This is a genomic window from Paenibacillus phyllosphaerae, from assembly GCF_014192105.1.
Lineage (GTDB): Bacteria > Bacillota > Bacilli > Paenibacillales > Paenibacillaceae > Paenibacillus_Z > Paenibacillus_Z phyllosphaerae.
The window spans coordinates 156,706-176,832 of the sequence record NZ_JACHXK010000014.1 but is presented as its reverse complement, the minus strand read 5'-3'; the positions used below and the strand labels follow the sequence as shown (position 1 = coordinate 176,832).

Annotated in this window: 13 protein-coding genes; 9 read left to right on the top strand and 4 right to left on the bottom strand. The window is 56.7% G+C overall.

Annotation, left to right across the window (positions count from 1 at the left end; translation table 11 throughout):
• Positions 1-24: 24 nt before the first annotated feature.
• Entirely contained in the window at positions 25-822 is a 798-nt protein-coding gene (locus FHS18_RS24205; RefSeq protein ID WP_183602953.1) for a Nif3-like dinuclear metal center hexameric protein, read from the bottom strand.
• A 271-nt stretch (positions 823-1,093) separates the two neighbouring features.
• On the opposite strand from FHS18_RS24205, the gene FHS18_RS24200 reads away from it, so the two are divergent.
• The 6 genes from FHS18_RS24200 to FHS18_RS24175 all read left to right on the top strand — a co-directional run bounded on the left by FHS18_RS24200 (position 1,094) and on the right by FHS18_RS24175 (position 13,372).
• A complete protein-coding gene (locus FHS18_RS24200) occupies positions 1,094-3,337 on the top strand; it encodes a helix-turn-helix domain-containing protein (RefSeq protein ID WP_183602952.1) in 2,244 nt (747 codons plus the stop codon).
• 188 nt (positions 3,338-3,525) lie between these two features.
• Positions 3,526-5,133: an extracellular solute-binding protein gene (locus FHS18_RS24195; protein WP_183602951.1), complete on the top strand. Its 1,608-nt coding sequence runs from the start codon at positions 3,526-3,528 to the stop codon at positions 5,131-5,133.
• Between the two features lie 923 nt (positions 5,134-6,056).
• On the top strand, positions 6,057-6,959 hold the full coding sequence (locus tag FHS18_RS24190; protein ID WP_183602950.1) for an ABC transporter permease: 903 nt from the start codon (positions 6,057-6,059) through the stop codon (positions 6,957-6,959).
• A 14-nt stretch (positions 6,960-6,973) separates the two neighbouring features.
• The gene (locus FHS18_RS24185) at positions 6,974-7,852 is read left to right on the top strand and encodes a carbohydrate ABC transporter permease (protein ID WP_183602949.1); all 879 of its coding nucleotides are present in this window, start codon (positions 6,974-6,976) and stop codon (positions 7,850-7,852) included.
• A 7-nt stretch (positions 7,853-7,859) separates the two neighbouring features.
• Entirely contained in the window at positions 7,860-11,297 is a 3,438-nt protein-coding gene (locus FHS18_RS24180; RefSeq protein WP_183602948.1) for a glycoside hydrolase family 2 TIM barrel-domain containing protein, read from the top strand.
• 11 nt (positions 11,298-11,308) lie between these two features.
• Complete coding sequence (locus tag FHS18_RS24175) at positions 11,309-13,372, top strand: alpha-glucuronidase family glycosyl hydrolase (protein WP_183602947.1); 2,064 nt, start codon at positions 11,309-11,311, stop codon at positions 13,370-13,372.
• A gap of 253 nt (positions 13,373-13,625) precedes the next feature.
• Here the strand turns inward: FHS18_RS24175 and FHS18_RS24170 are convergent, their stop codons facing one another.
• A complete protein-coding gene (locus tag FHS18_RS24170) occupies positions 13,626-14,519 on the bottom strand; it encodes an AraC family transcriptional regulator (protein ID WP_183602946.1) in 894 nt (297 codons plus the stop codon).
• A 122-nt stretch (positions 14,520-14,641) separates the two neighbouring features.
• Here FHS18_RS24170 and uxuA point away from each other — a divergent pair, with 122 nt between their 5' ends.
• The 3 genes from uxuA to FHS18_RS24155 all read left to right on the top strand — a co-directional run bounded on the left by uxuA (position 14,642) and on the right by FHS18_RS24155 (position 17,642).
• Positions 14,642-15,715, top strand: a complete 1,074-nt coding sequence (gene uxuA / locus FHS18_RS24165; RefSeq protein WP_183602945.1) for a mannonate dehydratase — start codon at positions 14,642-14,644, stop codon at positions 15,713-15,715.
• On the top strand, positions 15,715-16,563 hold the full coding sequence (locus FHS18_RS24160) for an SDR family oxidoreductase (RefSeq protein ID WP_183602944.1): 849 nt from the start codon (positions 15,715-15,717) through the stop codon (positions 16,561-16,563). The genes uxuA and FHS18_RS24160 overlap by 1 nt, the downstream gene beginning before the upstream one ends.
• Positions 16,564-16,649: 86 nt before the next feature.
• On the top strand, positions 16,650-17,642 hold the full coding sequence (locus tag FHS18_RS24155; protein ID WP_183602943.1) for a glycoside hydrolase family 43 protein: 993 nt from the start codon (positions 16,650-16,652) through the stop codon (positions 17,640-17,642).
• A gap of 385 nt (positions 17,643-18,027) precedes the next feature.
• Here the strand turns inward: FHS18_RS24155 and FHS18_RS24150 are convergent, their stop codons facing one another.
• Positions 18,028-19,359, bottom strand: a complete 1,332-nt coding sequence (locus tag FHS18_RS24150) for a sensor histidine kinase (RefSeq protein WP_343060658.1) — start codon at positions 19,357-19,359, stop codon at positions 18,028-18,030.
• A complete protein-coding gene (locus tag FHS18_RS24145) occupies positions 19,356-20,036 on the bottom strand; it encodes a response regulator transcription factor (RefSeq protein WP_183602942.1) in 681 nt (226 codons plus the stop codon). Before FHS18_RS24145 ends, FHS18_RS24150 begins: the two co-directional genes overlap by 4 nt.
• Between the last annotated feature and the right edge of the window lie 91 nt (positions 20,037-20,127).

Genomic DNA, 20,127 nt, shown 5'->3' with positions numbered 1-20,127 from the left:
TAGTCCCTCCTGAAAAGTGCTGGCTTAGTAGACCTGAAATACCGGCTCTACCGGAATAAAATGAACGGGCAACTCCGGAAACTTCAGCCGCAGCTGCTGGGCCACGACCCGCATGCCCGGCTCCTCGCTCTCCGCATGGCCCAGCATGAGCAGCGCTCTCGCCAAACCCTGCTTGGCCGCATCTCGCACATACTCGGGCGTCTCCCATTCGAAGCCTTCGCCGGCGATGACCATATCGACTGCCCTTTCCTTGAACAGCGGTATCGCATTCGCGCCGCTGCCGCGAAAACCGACCAATAGCCCGATTCGACGGACGGTCATGTCCGGATCGCCGGTAAGCCGAACATAGGGAATGGACAGCCGGGACTTGGCATGCTCCGCGACCTTGGAGGCCGGCATATCCGGCACCGTCACAACGGCGGCCGTCGGCAGCATTTCTTCGACATTCGTTTCCCAGCCAAGGCTGTGCAAGAGCCCGGTCATAATCGGATCTGGCTGAACGCGATGACAATAATCATGATGGCGATAGATGGCAATCCCGGATTGTTGAATGAGTCTCTTCTTGGCCGCATAGACCGGGTCCCCTGCGAGAAGGCTGACGTCCGTGCGATGGCTGAAGTAGGGGTTCTCGTGGGCAACGATCAGATTGACGCCAAGCGACAGCGCATGCTCGATGGCCTGCTGCGTCGGCATGAACATCGTTGCAATGCCCGTAACGGGCGTATCCGGATCCGAGGCGCCGATTAATACGTCGACGGAATTGTCGATCGGGGCAACGCCGGAGCGAAGCTCGTCGATGACATCTTGAATGGTAGCGCGCAAGAGTAAGCTCCTTTCGTGAACAATGGATGCGTTTGCAATACACTTCCACGCGAGGCCGGAATCTCCTTGTTGGGCCGGTTTCATTTTACAAAATGACGATTCGTTTCAAATTGGCGATTGGGAATTATTGCGTTTTCTATGGATTGGAACGGTCGATTCGGTATAATGATGAACGTGGTCATTGGCGTGCGTTCATCGTCATAAGGCGAGGATGCGGCATTGACCGACCCGTGCGACTTTTTGAAATCAGCAATCGTGGGAGGTACAGATCATGTTGCGCAACCGATTCACGTTCACGCGAAGCATTACGCACAAATGGATGATTTCTTATGCGGTCATTCTGCTCATTCCGCTCATTGTAAGCGCTATCGTATATCTGCAGACGACGCAGATCGTGCAATACGAAATTAAGCGCGCGAGCAGCGCCATGCTGCAGCAAGTCAAATATATCGTGGACAGCGAGCTGGGCCTGACCGAGAAAATGGGCGCGCAGTTGACGATTCAGACCGATGTGCGCAATTACCTGGAGCTGGACAAGCAATCGGAAAACGCGCACGCCTTCGATATCTATAAGACCGAGCAGGAACTCGGCAAATATAAATCGACGAACGATTTTATAAGCGGCATCTATATTTACTCGACGCAGCTCGATAAGGTGTTGTCGAACGAAACGTACGCGGACAGCCGGTTGTTCTACGCGATGAACCATCAATCGGATACGTACACGTACAGCGAATGGCTGTCGGATATGCGCAGTCAAAGTCTGCGAACGTACCTGTGGCTTCCGATGCGAAGCAGCGAGCCGTCCGGCATGAACGTCGCGTTCATTAAACCGCTCTTGAAGAAGGCTGGCGGGTTGCCGTACGGCACGCTCGTCATGCCGCTGAACAGCAGTAAAATTCAGCATCTGCTCGAGAACGTGGATTGGGTGAACAAAGGGAAGGTCTACATCGTGGACGAGCAGAATCAGGTGCTGTTCCAGAACGGCAGCGCCGAGGCGTCCGTCACGTACGCGGACTTGATCGCCGATACGAACAATATGGTTACGACGATCGAATCGGACAATACGAATTGGCGTTACGTCAGCGTCTTCCCATCCAGCGTATTCTGGGAGCGGGCAAGCCAGCTGCGCACGATGAATGTGATCGGGTTGCTAGTGTGCTTCCTGATCGGAGGCGGGGTCATGACGTATTTTGCCCGGCGAAATTACGTACCGATCAAGCAGCTGCTAAGCATTCTGCCGAATTTCAAGCCCGAACGCAAAGCGGAGATGGACGAATATGCGTTCATCCGGCAGAGCGTTATGACGGCGATCCGGGAGCGGGACGATATGAGCAGCCATCAGCTCAAGCAGCTACGGGTGCTGCAAAGCTACTATCTCGGCAAGCTGCTCAAAGGCCAGACCGAGCAGGCGATGTCGGTACGGGAGGCCGCCAGCATTCACCGCATGGATTGGCTGTCCGAGGATTTCGCGGTGCTGCTCTTCTATCTCGATCCGGGGCATGAGAAGGGGCTGCCGCTTAACTTGTCCCAATTCATCGTCTCCAATATCGTGAAGGACCTCGTCGACCGCCGACATAACGTCCTGTTCACGGATGTGGACGGGATGCTCGCGGCCATCGTCAATATTCATCCGGAGCGCAACGGATCATGGAAGGAAGAGATCGAAGGGGCGATATCCGAGGCGCACGAGTTCATCGAACAGCGATATGCGCTTACGTTCTCCGTATCGGGCAGCGAAGCGAACCCGTCGCTCGAGGGGATCCATCAAGCGTTCCTGCAGGCGCTCGAAGCGCAGGAATACCGGATGATGCAGGAGGAGAAGTTCGTCTGGTACGGCGACATCAAACTAGAGGAAGCGGATTACTATTATTCGATGAACGAAGAGCTGCAGCTGCACAACTTGATCAAGAGCGGGAATTTCGAGAAGGCGGCGGAGCTGGTCGACGGGATGATCGGCAGTATTTTTCAGCAGCAGGCTTCGATCGAGATGGTCAAATGTTTCCTGATCGACCTTGCCAGCACGATGATAAAGATGGTGCCGCAGGAGGCCAGGCGGACATCGTTCTGGGAGGAGCAGCGTCCGGTGAAGCGGCTGCTCGCCTGCACGACCCGGGCCGAATTCCGTCAGGAGTTAATGGAGATTCTTGCGATCGTCTGCGAGCTGGTGAACGAGAAGCTGGCGCTGGCTTCCAACACGCGTATCGGCGAGCAGGTCGCGGCCTATGTAGCGGAGCATTACGCGGACGTTAACTTGAGCGTATCGATGATCGGCGCCCACTTTGGCATTACGCCCCAGTATGTATCCAAGGTGTTCAAGGAACATAACGGCGAGGGATTGCATGAATACATCAGCCAGACGCGCATTCGGCAGGCCAAGCAGTTATTGGGCGGCGGCGCCCAGATCGACGAGACCGCGCTTGCGGTGGGGTTCGCGAGCAGCAGCGCATTCATCCGTGTGTTCAAAAAGTACGAAGGCATTACGCCCGGCAAGTACAAAACCATTCAGTTGTAGGAATGGCTATCGGTCCACAGAGGAAAAGACGATCGATTTCAAACGAGCGATCGTCTTTTTTACATTCGGTCGATCGTGTTGCGATATTGAACATTGCCGCTCATTCCGCGGCTGGCTTACATTAGGGGAGCAGCGGCAAGCGATAGCCGCTCAGGACAACTTCAGCAAACGGGGGTCAGGTGAAAACGATGAAACGAACGAAGAGAAGCAAACTTAGCGTGGCGCTGCTGCTGAGCATGACGCTGCTGGCGACGGCATGCAGCAATGGCAATAACGAGACGAACCCATCGAACGGCTCGGGCGAAGGCGGGGCTGCGGGAGAGACAAGCTCCAACGCGAATACGCCTTTCTCCTATCCGATGCCGGGCAATATAGAACTGACGTTCATGACCGAGGCGGCCGGCAGCGTGCCGGAGCGGATGCCGATCGACGACGAGTACGAGAAGCGGACCGGAATTCAGATCAAGAACTTGGGCGGCGCGCCGATGACCGATCAGAAGTTCAGCCTGCTGCTCGCTTCCGGCGATATTCCGGACATCTTCATGAATACGTGGCTGCAATACCCGGGCGGTCCGGAGAAAGCGGTCGAGCAAGGCTATATTTTGAAGCTCAACGATTATATCGATAAGTATGCGCCCAATCTGAAGAAGGCGCTCGAGGAAAATCCCGAGATCGACAAAATGATCAAAACGGACGACGGCACCTATTACGCCTTCCCGTTCATCCGCTCGGAAGCGGGCCGCGTCTACGGCGGACCGATCATCCGCAAAGATTGGCTCGACGAGCTGGGTCTTCCGATTCCAGAGACGATCGACGAATGGCACACCGTGCTGAAGGCCTTCAAGGAAAAGAAAAACGCCGCATCGCCGGTTACGTTCCGGACGATGTTCCTCGGCGAGCGCACAGGCGGATTCGCCGGCGCGTTCGGCGTCATGGGCAATTTCTACGTGAATGACGGCAAGGTGACCTACGGTTACCTGGAGCCGGCGTATAAGGAATATCTCAAGACGATGAGCGAGTGGTATAAGGAAGGACTCATCGACAAGGACTTCGCCTCCATCGACGCGGCGACGGTCGACAAGAAGATGACCTCCGCGGTGAGCGGCGCGACCTTCGGTTGGCAGTTCTATATCGAGAAGTACAACGCGACGGCGCAGACGACCGATCCGAAAGCGAACTATGTCGCGGCGCCATATCCGACGCTTACGAAGGGGACGAAGCCGGAGTTCGGCCAACTCGACAACGCCTATGCGGGCACAAGCTCGGCCGCTATCTCCGCGAATAGCAAGAATATCGAAGCGGCCATGCGCTGGCTGGATTACGCGTATTCCGAGGAAGGCAGCCTGCTGAACACGTTCGGCATCGAAGGCGTGACGTATGCGCTGCAAGACGGCAAGCCGGTCTACACGGACCTCGTCGTCAAGAATCCGGAGGGCCTCGGCAGCGACCAGGTGATGCAGCAATATTCGCACGGCACGAACTTTCCGATGATTCAGCAAGACAACAATCTGCCGTCGAAATATCCGCAGACCGCAGAAGCCATCGGGATCTGGAAAGAAACGAATCATGAGAGCCATCTGCTGCCGCCGGTCACGCCAACGGCCGAGGAAGCCGACGAAATGGCGAGCATCATGAACGACATTAACGCGCTCGTGAAAGAAGCGGAGCTCAAGATCATCATGGGCACCGAATCGATCGAGGCATACGACAAGTACGTCGAGCAAATGAAGAGCCTCGGCATCGAACGCGCGCTAGAAATCCAACAAGCCGCCTACGAGCGTTACCTCCAACGTTAAGCGTAACCGCCGTTTGCCAGCAAACGGCGGTTTTTCTAAAAGGCGTCAAGCCTTTTAGAAGAACGTAAAGCGTGTCCACGAAGATGGACGTCAAGCGAGGACCAGCACGTTGATGATTCAACGAGTAAACGCGGAGGTCACCACTAAGCAACCCAACGTAAAGCGTGTCCACGAAAGTGGACGTCAAGCGAGGCCCAGCACGTTGATGCTTCAACGAGTAAACGCGGGGGCCACCACCAAGCAGCCGAACGTAAAGCGTGTCCACGAAGGTGGACGTCAAGCGGGAGTCAGCACATTGATGATCCAACGAGTAAACGCGGGGGCTACCTCCAAGCCAACGTAAAGCGTGTCCACGAAAGTGGACGTCAAGCGATGACCAACACGTTGATGATTCAACGAGTAAACGCGGGGGTCACCACCAAGCAGTCGAACGTAAAGCGTGTCCACGAAGGTGGACGTCAAGCGATGACCAGCACATTGATGATCCAACGAGTAGACACGGGGGCCACCACCCAAGGCAAACCATACTGAACGAAGCTCGAGCCGAGAGCTTTGTTCCACGGGGGATTGGTGCCAAACCAATCCCCCGTGGAACAAAAGCGGGCCAACCACGAAAGGACACATCGAGGACGGCCGCGTAACGAGCGACGCCGATTACGGGTGTCCAGAGGGCGGTTGCCCTCTGGTTCCCCTCCAATGGAGGGGGAAGGGGCGAGGATAAAAGCAAAGGTCTTAGGGGCGCAGCCCCTTAATAAAGGAATATGCGGGGTCACAAGGGGCGGCAGCCCCTAGAATCTGCAGGGTTTAAGGGGCAGCAGCCCCTAGAATCTAGCAGGGTTTTAAGGGGCGGCCAGCCCCTAAAATGTAAGGGAGTCCAGAGGGCCCACCCTCTGGTTCTCCCCAGGAGGAAGGAGGATTTTTCAATGACACGGCTCACCAAAGATCTCATCCGCAACAAATGGCTCTACATCATGATGCTGCCCGTGCTGGCCTATTATGTCATGTTCCACTACGTGCCGATGTACGGCGCGATCATCGCCTTCAAGCAGTTCGTGCCGGCCAAAGGCATTCTCGGCAGCGAATGGGTGGGCTTCAAGCATTTTCGGGAGTTTTTCGACAGCATCTATTTCTTCCGGGTCATCAAGAACACGATCCTGCTCAGCTTCTTCAACCTGCTCTTCGGCTTCCCGGCGCCGATCATGCTGGCGCTCTTGCTCAATGAGTTGAAGAGCTCGTGGTTCCGCCGGGTGACGCAGACGATCACGTATATGCCGCACTTCATTACGCTCGTCGTCGTGGCGGGCATCATCCGCTATTTCACGCTATCGGACGGACTGATCAACGACGTCATCGCGTTCTTCGGCGGGGAGCGCGTCGCGTTCCTGCAGCAGCCGGAATCGTTCCGGGCGATCTATGTCATTAGCGAAATCTGGCAGCAGGTCGGCTGGGGCACGATCATCTATCTTGCGGCGATCTCCGGGATCGACCAGCAGCAGTACGAGGCGGCGAAGATGGACGGCGCGACGAAGTTCCGGCAGATCTGGCACATTACGCTGCCGGGCATTATGCCGACCGTGATGATCATGCTCATCCTGTCGCTCGGCAATCTGATGAACGTCGGCTTCGAGAAGATCATCTTGCTCTACAGCGCGGGCATCTACGAGACGGCGGACGTCATCTCCACATTCGTGTACCGCAAAGGGATTCTGGAGTTCGACTACGGCTATAGTACGGCGGTCGGGTTGTTCAACTCGGTCATCAACTTCACGATTCTGCTGTTGGCCAACTATTTCAGCAAACGGGTCAGCCAGAACAGCTTATGGTAAGGAGGTAAAGCGCAATGAACAAAATCTCTATCGGCGAACGGGCTTTCGACGTCGTCAACGTCACGATCATGCTGATCTTGATGGTCGCCACGCTGTACCCGATGCTCTATATCTTGTTCTCGTCGCTGAGCGACGGCAACCGTCTGATCGCCTTCGACGGCGTGCTGTTGTGGCCGCAGGGCTTCTCGCTCGACGGCTATAAGGCGGTATTCAGCAACGAGACGTTCCTGCAGGCATTCAAAAACACGTTTTTCGTCCTGATCGTCGGCCTCATCATCAACTTGTCGCTCACCTCGTTCGGCGCGTATTTCCTGTCGAGGGACGGACTTCTGCTGCGCAAACCGATCATGTTCTTCATCGTCTTCACGATGTTCTTCCAGGGCGGGCTCGTGCCTCTCTACCTGATCGTCAAAGCCTACGGGCTGCTCAATACGCTATGGGCGCTCATTCTGCCCTCGGCCGTCAGCACTTTCAATCTGATTATCATGCGAACCTACTTCCAAGCGCTGCCTAAGGAGCTCGAGGAGTCGGCGTTCCTAGACGGCGCCGGGCATTTCACGATACTGTTCCGGGTCTTCATCCCGCTGTCGATGCCGGTCATCGCGGTCATGATCCTGTATTACGGCGTCGGCCACTGGAACAGCTGGTTCAGCGCGATGATCTACCTGCGCGACCAGGAATTATTTCCCGTACAGCTTGTCGTCCGCAACATCTTGTTGGACAATGATAATGCGAACATGATCGGCACCTCAACGCTGCAGCATAGTCAAAGCGTCGCCGAGACGTTGAAGTACGCCGCCATTATCGTAACTACGGCTCCGATCCTGCTGCTCTATCCTTTCCTGCAAAAATATTTCGTGAAAGGCGTGCTGGTCGGCGCATTGAAGGGATGATCTTTCGATGAATAGCAAGACGTTGTTTAATGACGGATGGGCATTCGCCAAGAGCGGCCTTGCGGCCCAAGACCCATCCGGCCTGCAATTTGCGCCGGTCGATCTGCCGCACGATTGGCTCATCTATGACACGCTGCAGCTCTATGAGGACAGCATCGGCTGGTATCGTAAGCGCTTTACTTGTGCCAAAGGAGACAATCGTCTGCTGCTCGCTTTCGACGGCGTCTACATGGATTCGTCTGTCTACGTGAACGATCGGTTGGTCGGCGAGTGGAAATACGGCTACTCCGCGTTCGAGCACGATATGACGGATGCGCTCATCGACGGGGAGAACGAGATCGTGGTGAAGGTCGTTCACGAAAGCCCCAACAGCCGCTGGTATTCCGGCGCAGGCATCTACCGCAACGTGTGGCTGAAGACGAGAAGCCGCGATTATATCGAGACGGATGGCGTCTACATCTCGACCGAACGGGAGGATGACGGCAACTGGCTGATCGAGCTCGACACGGCGCTCAGCCTGGCCGGGGGCGCTACGCTCTCGCATTCGTTAGTCCATCAAGGTCAGGAGATAGCCAATGTTACCGGCAGTTTCACGGCTACAGACGGCATGATAGCGACGAATCGATTAACGCTGCATGTCGCGAATCCGCTCCTATGGAGCACGGAAGCGCCCCATCTCTATCAATTGGTTACGGAGCTGCGGAGCGCAGGTTCACCTGATGAAGCAAGCGGCGGCGAGCTGATCGAGACGATCACGCAGCCTGTCGGCTTCCGGGAATTCCGACTGGACCCGAACGAAGGTTTCTCGCTGAACGGACAACGGATGAAATTGAACGGCGTATGCGAGCATCATGATCTGGGCGCGCTTGGAGCTGCTTTCAATAAGGAAGCGGTGCGAAGACGGCTGCTTATCCTGAAAGAAATGGGGGCCAACGCGATCCGGACCGCGCACAATATGCCGGCTGCGGAGCTGATGGACTTGGCCGACGAGATGGGACTGCTCATCGTCTCCGAAGCGTTCGACATGTGGGAGCGTTCGAAGACGCCTTACGATTACGCGAGATTCTTCCCCGAATGGGCAGCGCGCGACGTGGAGAGCTGGGTGCGCCGGGACCGCAATCATCCGAGCCTCATCATGTGGAGCATCGGCAACGAAATCTATGACACCCATGCCGACGAGCGCGGGCAGGAAGTGACGCGCATGCTGATGGCGGAAGTGCTGAAGCATGATCCGAAAGGCAACGCGGCCATTACCATCGGCTCGAACTACATGCCGTGGGAGAACGCGCAGAAGTGCGCGGATATCGTGAAGGTAGCCGGCTACAACTATGCGGAAAAATATTACGACGCCCATCATGCGGCGCATCCCGATTGGATCATCTACGGCAGCGAGACGTCCTCGGTCGTTCAGAGCCGCGGCGTCTATCACTTCCCGCTCGAGCGCTCGATCCTGACCGATGACGACGAGCAATGCTCATCGCTCGGCAACAGTCCGACGAGCTGGGGCGCGAAGTCCGCGGAAGCGTGCATCTTGGCGGAACGCGACAGGCCTTACTCGCTCGGCCAATTCTTGTGGACCGGATTCGATTATATCGGCGAGCCTACGCCTTATCATACGAAAAATTCATATTTTGGCCAGATCGACACGGCGACGTTCCCGAAGGATGCGTATTACGTCTATCAGGCGGCATGGACGGACTACAAGGCTAAGCCGATGATACATCTTTTCCCGTACTGGGATTTCAGCCCGGGACAGCTGATCGATGTCCGCGTCGCGACGAATGCGCCGCGCGTCGAGCTTCGGTTGAACGGCGTGTCGCAGGGCGTTCGGGACATCGATCATCAGCATGGGCGCGAGCTCGTTCCGACGTGGAAGCTGCCGTATGAAGCGGGCGAGCTCGAAGCGATCGCCTACGACGAAGCCGGGCAGGTCATAGCATCCGAGGTGAAGCGTTCCTTCGACGATGCGAGCGCGATCAGCCTGGAGGCGGACAAAACGACGCTCGTGTCCAATGGCACCGACGTGCTCTATGTCGCGATTACGATGAACGATCCGGCCGGCAATCCGGTTGAGAATGCGAATAACCGCGTCCGCGTCGACGTGACCGGCGCAGGTCGGCTGCTCGGCTTGGACAATGGCGACAGTACCGATTACGACCCTTATAAAGGGACCAGTCGCAGATTGTTCAGCGGCAAGCTGATGGCGATCATCGGCGCAACGACGAAGCCGGGCGAGATTCGGATTGAAGTCAGCTCCAAAGGGATGTCTGCCGAAACAATTGTCGTCGAATCAACCCCATACCATGGCGATTTGTCCGGCATTACGGCGACGGCAAGCAATCAGGCGATGCCATGCGTGACGGGAAGCGAAGACGAGATACCCCTTCGCAAAATCGAGATCGTAAGCGAATCCGGACAGCTCTTCACGGAGACGGCGCGGGAGATGGTCGTGCAGGCGGTACTGCACCCGGCCAATACCTCCTATCGCGAAGTCGAGTGGAAGGTCGTGAACGATGCGGGCATTCCATCCAATCTGGCCGTGATCGAAGCATCTGGCCTGGAAGCGATAATTACGGCTCTCGGCGACGGCGACTTCCGCGTGCGCTGCATGAGCAAGAACGGTACGGACAAGACGAAGCTCATCTCGCAGCTGGAATTTCGGGTCGAGGGGTTGGGGACCGCCTATAAGGATCCGTATAGCTTCGTATCCGCAGGACTCTATGACTTCAGCAAGGGCGAAGTCGGCAACGGCAACGAACGCGGCGTGGCGACGAGCCGGGACAGCGAGACGCAAGTCGGTTTCCGCGATCTGGATTTTGGTCCGCTCGGTTCCGACCGGATTACGATGCCGATCTTCGCGCTGTCGAGCGAGCCTTACGAGCTGCAGATCTGGGAAGGGATGCCGGGCGAAGCGGGCAGCGAGCTGATCGCCGACGTCGTCTACCAGAAGGAATCCAGATGGAACGTGTATCAAGAGGATACGTATCGGTTATCCAAAAGGCTTCGCGGCATCACGTCGATCTGTTTCGTCCTGCAGAAGAAAATCCATATCAAAGGCTTCTCGTTCGAGCCGCTCAATCGCGCCTTCGTACGGAACAACGCGGCGGATTGCGACCGGATCTACGGCGATTCGTTCGCCGTCCAGGCAGAGAGCGTGGAAGGCATCGGCAACAATGTATCGCTCGAGTTCGGGGGCTTAGATTTCGGTGAAGAAGGCGCCTCCAGACTTGTGGTGTACGGCCGGTCGCCGATCGACAAGAATACGATCCATGTCCGCTTGTCCGGCGATGGCGGCGAGAGCAATCAGCTGATTGAATTTGCCCGTACGGAAGGCTATGAACAACGCGAATTCGAGCTTAGTCCGATTAAGGGCAGGCAGCATGCGACCTTCGTGTTCCTGCCGGGCAGCAACTTCGATTTCGGCTGGTTCCAATTCAAGAGATAAGGAGATTTGTCATGAGTCAGCAGACGATAAACGAGCAATTCGGTTACCAAGCTTGGCTAGCGTATCATCCTTTGGCAGATGAAGCGAAGCGGGAAGCCGCGAATTACCGGTGGATCGCGTCATGCGAGCAGGAGGAGACGGTGCAAGCCGCCGTCTCCGAGCTCGTCCGCGGCATCGGCGGGTTGCGAGGCGAAGCAGTGCAAGTCTCGAAGGAGCAGGAACCGATCACCGGGAAGGGCATTCGGATCGGGACGTTCAAGGGCAATGAAGAGGTACGGCTTCTATGCGGCGATGCTGTTGAGCGGCTGAGTATGGAGGGTTTCGTCATCCGGACAGTCGGGGACATCACGGTCATTGGGGCTAATACATCAGCCGGCGTCCTGTACGGCGCCTTCCATCTGTTGCGGCTTCTGGCGCTCGGCAACGCTCCTGCCGACAGCGATATCGTCGAGAAGCCGGCGAACGGTCTGCGCATGATCAACCAATGGGACAATATCGACGGCAGCATCGAGCGCGGTTACGCCGGCCAGTCGATTTTCTATGCCAATAACGAGATCTCGTACGATTCCGAGCGCATCCAAGATTACGCCAGATTGCTCGCCTCGACCTCGGTGAACGCGATCGCGATCAACAACGTAAACGTCCATCGGCTGGAGACGATGTTCCTTACCGAGGCCTATCTGCCGCGCATTGCGGAGCTGGCCGCGATCCTCCGCCGCTACGCCATCAAGCTGTACTTCAGCATCAACTTCGCGAGTCCCATTGAGGTTGGCGGCCTGCAGACAGCAGATCCGCTGGACGCTGAAGTACGGGAATGGTGGAAGTCGCGTGCGGCGGACATCTATGCGGCGATCCCGGATTTCGGCGGTTTCCTGGTGAAGGCCGATTCGGAGAACCGTCCCGGGCCGTTCACGTACGGCCGTGACCATGCGGATGGCGCCAATATGCTGGCGGAGGCGCTCGCGCCTTACGGCGGGCTCGTCATCTGGCGGTGTTTCGTCTACAACTGCAAGCAAGATTGGCGGGACCGCACGACCGACCGCGCGCGTGCGGCTTATGACCACTTCATGCCGCTGGATGGCGCATTCCACCCGAACGTGCTGCTGCAGATCAAGAACGGGCCGATGGACTTCCAAGTGCGGGAGCCGGTCTCGCCCCTGCTCGGCGCCATGGAGCATACGAATCAGCTCATCGAATTCCAGATTACGCAGGAATACACCGGTCAGCAGCGGCATCTCTGTTACCTCGTTCCGCAGTGGCGAACGGTGCTCGATTTCCAGACGCTGGCCCAAGGCGCGGCTTCCCCGGTGAAGCGCATCGTCGATGGATCGGTGTACGGCAGGGAACTGGGCGGTTTCGCGGCCGTGTCCAACATCGGATCGGACGCGAACTGGACGGGACATCCGCTGGCGCAGGCGAATCTGTACGGTTACGGACGGCTGGCCTGGAATCCGGAGCTGACGGCGGAGGAGATTGCCCGCGAGTGGGCGGCACAAGCGATAGGCCCGGATGAAGCGGTTATCGATACGGTATGCGAGATGCTGATGGCGTCGCTCGATATCTACGAATCGTACACGGCGCCGCTCGGCGTCGGCTGGATGGTGAATCCGAACCACCATTACGGACCGAACGTGGACGGCTATGAGTATGACCGATGGGGAACGTACCATTTTGCCGATCGGGATGGTATTGGGGTCAATCGCACGGTCCAATCGGGGACCGGCTACGCAGGGCAATATATTGGGGAAAACGCGGCGATATATGAGTCGCTCGAGCGCTGCCCGGATGAGCTGCTCCTGTTCTTCCATCATGTACCTTATACGCACCGGCTGCATAGCGGGATTACGGTGGTTCAGCATATCTATGACACGCATTTCGACGGGGCGGAACGAGCGGAAGGGCTTGTCCGGAAGTGGCAGTCACTTACGGGCCTGGTGAACGAGGAACTCTACCGGCTTGCCCAAGCCAGATTCTCCGAGCAAGCCGCACATGCGAAGGAATGGCGCGATATCATCAATACGTATTTCTATCGTAAGAGCGGCATTGCCGATGAGCGGGGACGGACGATCTATTAGGTTCGCCGCCATGGGATCGATGGCGACTGCAAGCCGCGACAAATTGTCAGTACATTGCGGTTATGCGGCATGCAGCAAGCGGAATAGCATACGACGCCAAAGCGCCGCGAGGGTTGAAACCGCACGGCGCTTAAGTGCCTGCTGCCTGGCGATGTAAAGGCTGCCAAGAAGCCGCAATCTAGTGCTATTTTTACGCAATATCGATTCACAAATGCGCAGGCGGATTTGTTAGAATTGTCGGCAGGAAGAGAAGTCAGCCTTCTAACAGGTTTCGGTCGCGCCACTGCTTCCGGTACCGGTAAGGGGGCAGCCCGAAGTAGTCTTTGAATACTTTGCAGAAGTAAGACGTGCTTACGACTCCCACCTCCTCGGCAATGAGGGAGACCGCTTTATCGGTCGACAGCAAGAGCAACACGGCCTGCTGCATGCGCTTGGCCGTAAGGTAGTCGGAGATGCTGCTTCCGGTACATTCGCGGAACAGATGAGACAAGTGATAGGTGGACAGATGCAGGTCTTTGCTCATTAGTTCAAGCCTCAGCGGTTCCTTGTAGTGGCCCTCGAGCCATTCGAGAATTCGTTCCGCCTGATGGGGCTTGCGGAGCTCTTGCTTGCCTGCCGCACCTTTATGCTGCTTGTCCCATAGCTGCTTGAACGCGCGGAAGAAGCTGACGATGAAGAGCGAGGACTCCTCCATATATTGATCCTTCGACAGGCCGGGCAGCCGTTCGTCCAGATCGCGGAGCAGGAAACTCAATGGCGCAAGTTCCGCTTCATGCCAAATATGCGCCGGTAGCTTTCCTTTGTGGATGTGCTTGAAGAACCCCTGCAGGGCGGGCCACTGATCGAGGAAGGACTCGTATCGTGCCGGCTCGTAGTGGATAATGGTTCGGATGAAAGGCGTATTCTCGCTAAGCTCCACCTGAATATGGTGCAGCTGGTAAGGCTGGAACACGCAGACCAGACCGGGCTGAAGCTCATAGCTTCGCTGATCGATTATGAGCGTCCCTTTGCCCTCATGAACAATGAGGATCTCGACGCCCTGATGGGCATGGAACGTGCCTTGGAATTCGGTCTCGCTGGTGCTCGTGCGCTTGTAGGCGAAATATAAGGGCATATCGGTAAGGCCGAAGTTGGCGATGAACGTCATTGGCGTATTCCCCCGTAACGTGAAGGTGGACGAGCGGATGCGAAATAGACGCTCTTAAGTTAGTATAAAGCCAGGAAGTAGAGATGCAATAGAAAACGTTCACATGGAAGGGGCGTTACCCTATGAAAATGGTATTCCGCTGGTATGGAGAAGGCAATGACTCGGTTACGCTGCAGCAGATCAAGCAAATCCCGGGCGTAGAAGGCATCGTATGGGCGCTTCACGATATGCCGGCAGGCGAAGAGTGGCCGATGGACAAAATCCTCGAATACAAGAAGCTCTCCGATGAATACGGCCTTCATCTGGAAGTCGTCGAGAGCGTGAACGTCCACGAGGACATTAAGCTGGGCTTGCCGACGCGGGACCACTATATCGAGAATTACAAGCGGACGATCGCGAAACTGGCGACCGTGGGCGTGAAGACGATCTGTTACAATTTCATGCCGGTATTCGACTGGATGCGGACCGATCTGTACAAGGAGATGGAAGACGGTTCGACGGCGCTGTTCTTCGATAAGGCCAAAATCGCGGCGATGGAACCGCAAGAGCTCGTGCGCAGCATCGCGGAGAATCCAGATTTCACGATGCCGGGCTGGGAGCCGGAGCGGCTGCAGCGCGTAGGTCCGCTCATTGAGCAGTATCAGCAGGTAACGGAGGAAGAGCTGTTCGAGAATCTCGGTTACTTCCTCCGCGAAGTCGTGCCGGTTGCCGAAGCGCACGGCATCAAGATGGCGATTCACCCGGACGATCCGCCGTATTCGGTATTCGGGCTGCCTCGGATCGTGACCAGCCAAGCGAATATCCGGCGCATCCTGGAGCTTGTCGACAGTCCTTCCAACGGCGTCACGCTCTGTTCCGGTTCGCTCGGCGCGAATCCGGAGAACGACCTCGTCGCGATGGTCCATGAGTTCGCCGGCCGTATTCCGTTCGCGCATATCCGCAACGTGAAAGTGTACCCGAACGGCGACTTTATCGAGACGTCCCATCGGACGAGCGACGGTACGGTCGACATTACGGGCATCGTGCAGGCTTATCACGATACCGGATTCGAAGGCTACGCCCGCCCGGACCATGGCCGTCATATCTGGAACGAGGTTTGCAGACCGGGCTACGGCCTGTATGACCGCGCGCTCGGCATCATGTACCTGTGGGGCGTCTGGGATGCGGCGGCGAGAGCGGCGAGGAGGGAAGCGTAATGCTGCCATTGCATGCGAATTTGAAAGGGAAAGTAGCGGTCGTCACCGGCGGAAGCGGCGTATTATGTTCGGCGATGGCGATTGAGCTCGGCAGGCAGGGCGTGAAAGTAGCCATCCTGAACCGGACGGCGGAGAAGGGCGAACAGGTTGCGGACGCGATCCGGACAGCCGGAGGCGAAGCGATCGCGGTGGCCTGCGACGTGCTGAACCAAGCGAGCGTGCAGGAAGCGGAGCGCATCGTCCGGGAAAGTCTGGGCAGCTGCGATATTCTGATTAACGGCGCCGGCGGCAATCATCCCAAAGGCATTACGACGTATGAGACGTTCAAGCCCGAACATCTGGAAGAGGATGGCGTAGCGACGTTCTTCGATCTCACCCGCGAAGGGGTCGAGCATGTGTTCAACCTGAACTTCCTCGGCTCGCTGATCCCGACGCAAGTATTCGCGCGCGGTATGGTGGAGAAGCAGGGCGCGGTCGTCATCAATGTCTCGTCCATGAGCGCGCCGAGCCCGATGACGAAGGTGCCGGCGTACAGTGCGGCCAAGGCGGCCATCGACAACTTCACCCAATGGCTCGCCGTCCATATGGCCGAATCCGGCATACGAGTGAACGCGATCGCTCCTGGATTCTTCCTGACGGAGCAGAATCGGAAGCTGCTGACGAATGAGGACGGCTCGCTCACCGAACGTTCGCATAAGATCATCACCCATACGCCGATGCGCCGATTCGGCAAGCCCGAGGATCTGCTCGGCACGCTGCTCTGGCTCGCCGACGATTCCGTCTCCGGCTTCATCACCGGCATTACGGTGCCGGTCGACGGCGGATTCATGGCATACTCGGGCGTATAAATAGCAGTTTGATTCAGGAAGCCATGTGACAGTTCATGCAGGAACGGTTCACATGGCTTCAAAACGATGAAGGGAGCTCTCTACCAATGACCGAACCAGCGAAAGCGAGTCAGCCGCTAGTCACGCACATCTATACCGCCGATCCTTCGGCTCATGTATTCGAGGGCCGAATCTATATCTATCCGTCCCATGACCTGGATCGAGACAACGCCTCCAACGACAATGGCGACCAGTATGACATGGAGGACTACCATGTGTTGTCGATGGAGCATGCCGAAGCGCCTTGCACCGACCATGGCCAGGCGCTTCATGTGAACGATGTCCCGTGGGCGTCCAAGCAGATGTGGGCGCCGGATGCCGCATACAAGAACGATACGTATTATCTGTTCTTCCCGGCTAGAGACCATGACGGAATCTTCCGGATCGGCGTGGCGACGAGCGCATCGCCGGCAGGCCCGTTCAAGGCGGAGCCGAATTACATTCCGGGCAGCTTCAGCATCGATCCTGCCGTGCTGGTCGACGAAGATAACCGGGCCTATATGTACTTCGGCGGCTTGTGGGGCGGACAGCTGGAGAAGTGGCAGACGGGCGAATACGATCCGGAAGGCGCCGAACCTGCGAAGGGGCAGCCTGCCTACGGACCGCGCGTCGCCGAGCTGAGCGAAGATATGCTCACCTTCATCGAGAACCCGCAAGAGATTGCCATCGTCGACGATGCTGGCAATCCGATTACGGCAGACGACGAGGACCGCCGCTATTTCGAAGGACCGTGGATGCATCGCTATAACGGGAAGTACTATCTCTCTTATTCCACGGGAACGACCCATAAGATCGTCTACGCGATCGGCGACAACCCGAAAGGGCCGTTCGTCTTCCAAGGCACGATCCTCGAGCCGGTCCTCGGCTGGACGACGCATCATTCGATCGTGCAATTCCAGGACAAATGGTATCTGTTCTACCATGACAGCTCCCTGTCAGGCGGTGCGGACAACAAGCGCAGCGTAAAAATGACCGAGCTGACGTACAACGAAGACGGCACGATTCGAACGATTCAGCCGTATGCGGTTGCGGCAGAATAACGTATCTATAGAAGCAAAAGCTCCTGCCATCGTCAAGATGGCAGGAGCTTTTGCTATGCTCTAAAGAATGAAGTAAAGCGTGTCCGCGCCAAGCGGACGAAAGCGAGGGTTAGCACGATGTAATGCATTCCGCTATACGTCGATGTCTCCTCCCAAGGCACAACGTGGCGAACGAAGCTCGAACCAAGAGCTTTGTCCACAGCGGATTGAGCTCTATCAATCCACAGCGGACAAAAGCGGGCCACCTTAGAAAGGACACATCAACGACGGCCGCGTATCGAGTCACGCCCATTACGGGTGTGCAGAGGGCCGTGGCCCTTGCATCCCCTCCGTTGGAGGGGTGGGGGAGGCAACATAACAAGGGGGATTACAAAGGGCAGCGCCCTTAGTCCAACTGCACCACGAACGTAGTCTTCTCGTTCGGCACGCTCTTCGCGCTAATCTTGCCTTTGTGCTGTTCGACGATCGATTTGGCGATGGCAAGGCCGAGGCCGTAGCCGCCGTTCTTCCGGGCGCGGGAGGAATCGACGCGGTAGAAGCGGTCGAAGATTTTGTCCAGATGCTCGGCGGGAATGCCAGCCCCGGTATTGCAGACGGTAAGCTGAATGTGCCCGTGGTGCCGTTTGAGCGTAACCTGGATCGTTCCTTGCGGATTCGAGTATTTGATCGCGTTGTCCAGCAGAATCATCGCCACTTGCTTCATCTGCTCGCTGCTGCCGCTTACCGTCAGGTTCGGCTCGATCTCGTAATCGAGCGTGAGATCCTTCTCGTAGATGACGGCTTCCATCGTCAGAATGATGCTGTCGATCGCTTCGCTCAAGTCGAATGGGACGTGCAGCATGCGCGTTCTGGCGTCGTCCATCTCGGTGAGGTAGAGCAGATCGTTCGTGAGCGTCTTCATCCGTTCGGTCTCCGACTTGATATGATGCAGCCACTTGGCTTGAGTGTTAATCGTATCCTGACCGTTCGCGAGCAGCACGTCGGCGTTCGTATTGATGACCGCAAGCGGCGTCTTCAGCTCATGCGAGGCATCGGCGATGAACCGCTTCTGCTTCTCGAACGCTTCCCGCACCGGCTTGATCGAACGGCCGGCGAAATAGCGGCTTGCGAGATAGATGACCCCAAGCATGGCGAGCGCAACAGCGGAGAACGTATAAGTGAGATTATTCAAGATGCTCTGCTGCGCGTTGACATCCATGAAGAAGACCGAATAGCCGGTGCCGGACAAATCCGGCTGCACGCTGTAAGCCCAGCGCGTCCCATCGATGGTCACTTGGCCGAAATCCACCGGGTGCGCCTTGGCTTCTTCCAAGGCGGCCGCGTACACCTCGCTGCCCATATCGAAGCGGGAATTCGTCTCCGTGATCGACCAATTCTCATCCGTCTTCAGGATGAAAGCGATGGCGCGGTCATGACCTCCTCCGGGAAAATCTCCATCCAGCTTAGGCGTCCCATCGAGATTAGCCATGCTATCCGCTGCGTCCGGATTAGCGGATCCAAGCCGATCATTGACTCCTGTTCCACCAGCACCGTTGACTCCGCCAGGCGCTTCCATCTTGCGGTTCGGTTCCGCCATGCGGTGTAGATCCATATTAATCTCTTTGTAGACGTTCCGGTAGGTGATGGTATAAATCGTTCCGAACGCCACGAGCATGATAATCGTAATGATGACCATGTTCATCAGCAGGAACCGGTTACGAAGTTTGTTGAACATCATTTCGCTCCCTCCTCGAGCACATACCCTACGCCTCGAATCGTACTGATACGAACCGAAGACTGGAGGAAGGTTAGTTTTTTGCGCAAGAACGAGATGTACACTTCCACATTGTTATGTTCGGCTTCCGAGTCGAAGCCCCATAGCTTCTCGATAATTTGCTCCTTCGAGGTTACGGCCTGCTTCCTCGTCATCATCAGCTCGAGGAGCTGGCTCTCCTTCAGGATGAGCTTCAGTTCTTTCCCTCTGCAGGTCAGCTTCAGATTCGTCGCATTGAGCTCAATATCGCCGAACTTCAATCCATCTTCCGGCATAACCTCGCCCTTGCGCCGCGTCGCGGCCCGAATTCGCGCCAGCAACTCTCCTGTATTGAATGGCTTGGCAACGTAGTCATCGGCGCCATAATCCAGACCTGCTATTTTATCCGGCGTCTCGCCTTTGGCCGTCAGCATAATGACCGGCGTCGAGATCTCCTGGTTCCGAATGGTCTTCAATATGGTGATGCCGTCCATACCGGGCAGCATGATATCAAGCAGGATCAAGTCATAGATTCCGGTCTGCGCATTATCCAGGCCGGCCTCCCCGTCATGCACGACATCGACCGTGTAATTCTGCTGCTTTAGTATTTGCGACAGAGCCTCCGCCAGATTAACCTCGTCTTCCACTATTAGTATTCGCATAGGCGTAAGTCCCCTTTCGATCTTCATGTCTCCATTGTAGGAACGAAACCTTTAATCAACCTTAAGCGAAGGTTCAGCTTCGTGTTTCTAC